A 4130-nucleotide genomic window follows, 5' to 3' on the forward strand; every position below is an offset into this window, starting at 1 on the left:
CGCGTTCAAAACCTCACCCCAAAACACCACCTGGGCAGACATGCTCGCCGTCTGGCAGGCGGCCGACGACATCGACGTCTTCGAGTCCGGGTGGACGTTCGACCACTTCTACCCGATCTTCTCCGACAGCACCGGACCGTGCCTGGAGGGCTGGACGACGCTGACGGCGCTGGCGCAGGCAACCAAGCGCCTGCGGCTGGGCGCCCTGGTGACGGGAATCCACTACCGCCACCCCGCTGTCCTCGCCAACATGGCCGCCGCGCTCGACATCATCTCGAACGGACGACTCGAGCTCGGGATCGGCGCCGGCTGGAACGAGGAGGAGTCGGGCGCCTACGGCATCGAGCTGGGCAGCATCAAGGAACGCTTCGATCGGTTCGAGGAAGCCTGCGCGGTGCTGACCAGCCTGCTCAGCAAGGAGACCACCGACTTCGACGGCAAGTACTACCAACTCAAGGGCGCCCGCAACGAGCCCAAGGGTCCGCAGCAGCCACACCCGCCGATCTGCATCGGCGGCAGCGGCGAGAAGCGCACACTACCGATCACCGCGCGGTACGCGCAGCACTGGAACTTCGCCGGCGGGACGCCCGAGGAGTTCGCCCGCAAACGCGACGTGCTGGCGGCGCGCTGTGCCGACATCGGCCGCGACCCGAAGGAGATCACGATGTCGGCCCACGTACGTCTGGGCGAAGACCACGACTTCAGCCAAGTCATCGAGACCGCTGCCGGTCTGGGGGCCGAGGGGCTGGACCTCGGCATCGTCTACCTACCGCCGCCGCACGATCCCGCCGTGCTGGAACCGCTGGCGGAGGCGATCCGCGATTCGGGGCTGCTGACGTAGCGCTGCGACGAGTTGCCGAAAAAGATGACGGCGGCAGCCGTCGCGCAGCAGACGCCGATGAATTCCCACCCGTGCCGATAGCCGGCGAGTCCCGCCGACACCGCACCCAGCAGGGAAACCAGGATGGCCACCCCGAACGCGCTGCCGATCTGGCGGGACATGTTGAGCATGGCGCTCCCGGTCGTCGCCCGATGATCGGGTAATTCGCTGGCCGCCGCGTACAACGGCGCCTGGGTAAGTCCCGACCCGATGCCGGCCAGGATCATGCCCGGAACAAAGCTGGCGAAGTAGGAATGGCCGGCGGGAACCATCACGCTGCAGAAAAATCCCCCGGCCGCGAAAGCCAGGCATCCGATCGTCGCGGTGGCCCGTCGGCCGATCCGATCCGCGATTCGTCCGCTGGTGGGCGCGAAGATTGCGGCGGTGATCGGGCCCGGCGATACCGCCATACCGCAAAGCACCGGACTGTAGTGCCAAATGCTCTGCAGGAAGAGCACATTGATGAGCATCCAGGACGCGTGGGCGAGAAAGAAGAAGAACAGGCCGGCCGAGGACGCGGCGAACGGGCGGACTTTGAACAACGACGCCTCGATGATGGCGCGGGGATTGGTGACTGCCCGCCACACCGTCGCCACCGCCGCCGCCACGCCGATCCCGAGGCCCACCACCGTGTTCGCGCTGAGCCATCCCCACCGCCCGCCCTCGACGGTGACCAGCGCCAGCAGGGACACGGCCAACAGCAACGTGAGCACCGACACCGGGTCGACCGCACCGGAGCTGCCCGGAATCCGAACCTCGGGCACGACGGCGAGGCCCGCGAAGAAGGTCGCGACCCCGATGGGCACGTTGATCAGGAAGATCCATCGCCAGTCGATGCCGATGAGCAGTCCGCCCAGCGTCGGTCCCATCGACGCCGCGACCGCCGCGACACCCGCCCACACGCCGACCACCCGATTGTGTTCCCGCTGTTCGAAGAGCGGCCAGAGCAGGCCCAGCGACGTCGGCACCATCATCGCGGCGCCCATGCCCTGCAGCACCCGACCGGCGATCGCAACCCATAGCGCCGGCGCGCACGCGCACGCCACGGAAGCGACGGTGAATACCGCTACGCCGGTGAGGAAAACCCGGCGCCGGCCCAAATGATCGGCCAGCCGCCCGGCCGGTACCAACAGCGTGGCGAAGACGATCGCGTAGCCGGTGACGATCCACGACATCGACGACAGTGATGCGCCCGAGAAACTGTGGGCGATCGAGGGCAGGGCGATGTTGACGATGAACAGGTCGAGTTGGGCCATGAACGCCCCGGCCGCCAACACCGCCAGAACGAGCCAACGACTCCGCACGACCACATCGACAGGTTATGGCTCAGCCGCCGACTCGTCGGTGTCGCGTGACCAATTCCACGCCGGCTCGGTTTTGTCGCCCAGCCGCGCGAGCTGACCGGCAAATGACGGTGGAGCAAACAGATTGTTTACCAGTGGACCACGCCCGTGTCAGGCGTCAGCCACCGAAGATGAGCAGTTCCGCGGCGGTCACCAAACGCTCTTGCTTAGCGGGAAACTCGCGGCTCTTCACTGGGTGACGTATCCATGACCAGGCGATTCGGCCCATCCGTGATCGAGGTACCGGGTTTATATGCACAGTGATCACTCCTGCGATCGGTCCGTTCTGCCGGGACTCCCGAAAATTCGTCCTGTGACGGGGCCCACACCCGGACTATTAGACAGCAGGCGTCTGGCAAACGGCGGGAGACTCGCCGAGGTTTGTTGCCCTTGTTTCCAGTGTGACTAGTGTGATTACTGCAGCGGCGCGGCCGTCGGCATGATGGGTATCGGCAACGCGGTCGAACCCATCAAATAGCGGTCCACGCCAGCCGCGGCGGCCCTGCCCTCGGCGATCGCCCAGACGATCAACGACTGTCCACGACCCATGTCCCCAGCAACGTAGACGCCCGGCACCGACGTGTCGTAGTCGCCACCGCGCGCGACGTTGCCGCGCTCGGTGAGCTTGACGCCGAGGTCGGTGAGCAGACCCTCTTTCTCCGGGCCCACGAATCCCATCGCCAGCAACACGAGGTCGGCCTCGAGCTCGAATTCCGAACCCTCGACCTTGACGAACTTGCCGTCCTGCATGGTGACCTCGTGCGCCTTCAGCGCGGTCACGCGACCGTCCTCGCCGGCGAACTCCTCGGTGTTCACCGAGAACACGCGCTCGCCGCCTTCTTCGTGCGCCGAGGAAACCCGGTACATCAACGGGTAGGTCGGCCACGGGGTGGACTCCGCCCGCGATTCCGGCGGCCGCGGCATGATCTCGAACTGGTGGATGTTCGCCGCGCCCTGGCGGTGCGCGGTGCCCAGGCAGTCGGCCCCGGTGTCCCCGCCGCCGATGATGACGACCTTCTTGCCCTTGGCCGTGATCGGCGGTTCGCCGTCGGGCCCCAGGACGTCGTCGCCTTCCTGTACCCGATTGCCCCACGGCAGGTATTCCATCGCCTGGTGGATGCCGTCGAGCTCCCGGCCGGGAATCGGTAGGTCGCGCCCGGCGGTGGCCCCACCGGCCAGCACCACGGCATCGAAGTCGGCGCGCAGTTGCTCGGCGGTGATGTCCACCCCGACGTTGACGCCGGCCTTGAATTCGGTTCCCTCGGCTCGCATCTGGTCGAGGCGCCGGTCCAGGACGCGCTTTTCCATCTTGAATTCCGGGATGCCGTAGCGCAGCAGCCCACCGATACGGTCCGCCCGTTCGAAAACGGTGACGGTGTGCCCCGCACGGGTCAGCTGCTGAGCGGCGGCAAGACCCGCGGGGCCAGAGCCGACGACCGCGACCTTCTTCCCGGTCAGTGTGTCCGGAGGCAGCGGCACCACGGTGCCGTCCTCGAAGGCCCGATCGATGATCTCCAGCTCGATCTGCTTGATTGTCACCGGATCCTGGTTGATGCCGAGCACGCAGGCGGGCTCACACGGCGCCGGGCAGAGCCGGCCGGTGAAGTCCGGGAAGTTGTTGGTGGCGTGCAACCTTTCGATCGCGTCGCGCCAACGGTCCCTGCGTACCAGGTCATTCCATTCGGGGATCAGGTTGCCCAGCGGACACCCGTTGTGGCAGAACGGGATACCGCAATCCATGCAACGAGTCGCCTGCTCGCGCACGGTCTCGTTGTCGAATTCTTCGTAGACCTCGTGCCAGTCCTTCAGCCGCAGCGGGACAGGCCGGCGCTTCGGCAACTCCCGGTGCGTGTATTTCAGGAAGCCTCTTGGATCAGCCATGCGCGGCCGCCATGATCGCCTTGTCG

3 protein-coding genes are annotated in these 4130 nt (G+C 66.5%); 1 reads left to right on the top strand and 2 read right to left on the bottom strand.

Annotated features, from left to right (window positions below):
• The coding region (locus JOZ00_RS01030) for an LLM class F420-dependent oxidoreductase (protein WP_293338563.1) at nt 1-841 on the top strand (841 nt) is incomplete at its 5' end.
• On the opposite strand, the gene JOZ00_RS01035 is transcribed toward JOZ00_RS01030, so the two are convergent.
• Together JOZ00_RS01035 and JOZ00_RS01040 are read right to left on the bottom strand one after the other, a co-directional pair.
• The gene (locus tag JOZ00_RS01035; protein ID WP_293338565.1) at nt 763-2190 is read right to left on the bottom strand and encodes an MFS transporter; all 1428 of its coding nucleotides are present in this window, start codon (nt 2188-2190) and stop codon (nt 763-765) included. The genes JOZ00_RS01030 and JOZ00_RS01035 overlap by 79 nt on opposite strands.
• A gap of 447 nt (nt 2191-2637) precedes the next feature.
• Nucleotides 2638-4104: a glutamate synthase subunit beta gene (locus JOZ00_RS01040; RefSeq protein WP_293338567.1), complete on the bottom strand. Its 1467-nt coding sequence runs from the start codon at nt 4102-4104 to the stop codon at nt 2638-2640.
• Nucleotides 4105-4130: the final 26 nt, after the last annotated feature.

The sequence above is a fragment of the Mycobacterium sp. genome, from assembly GCF_019243155.1.
Lineage (GTDB): Bacteria > Actinomycetota > Actinomycetes > Mycobacteriales > Mycobacteriaceae > Mycobacterium.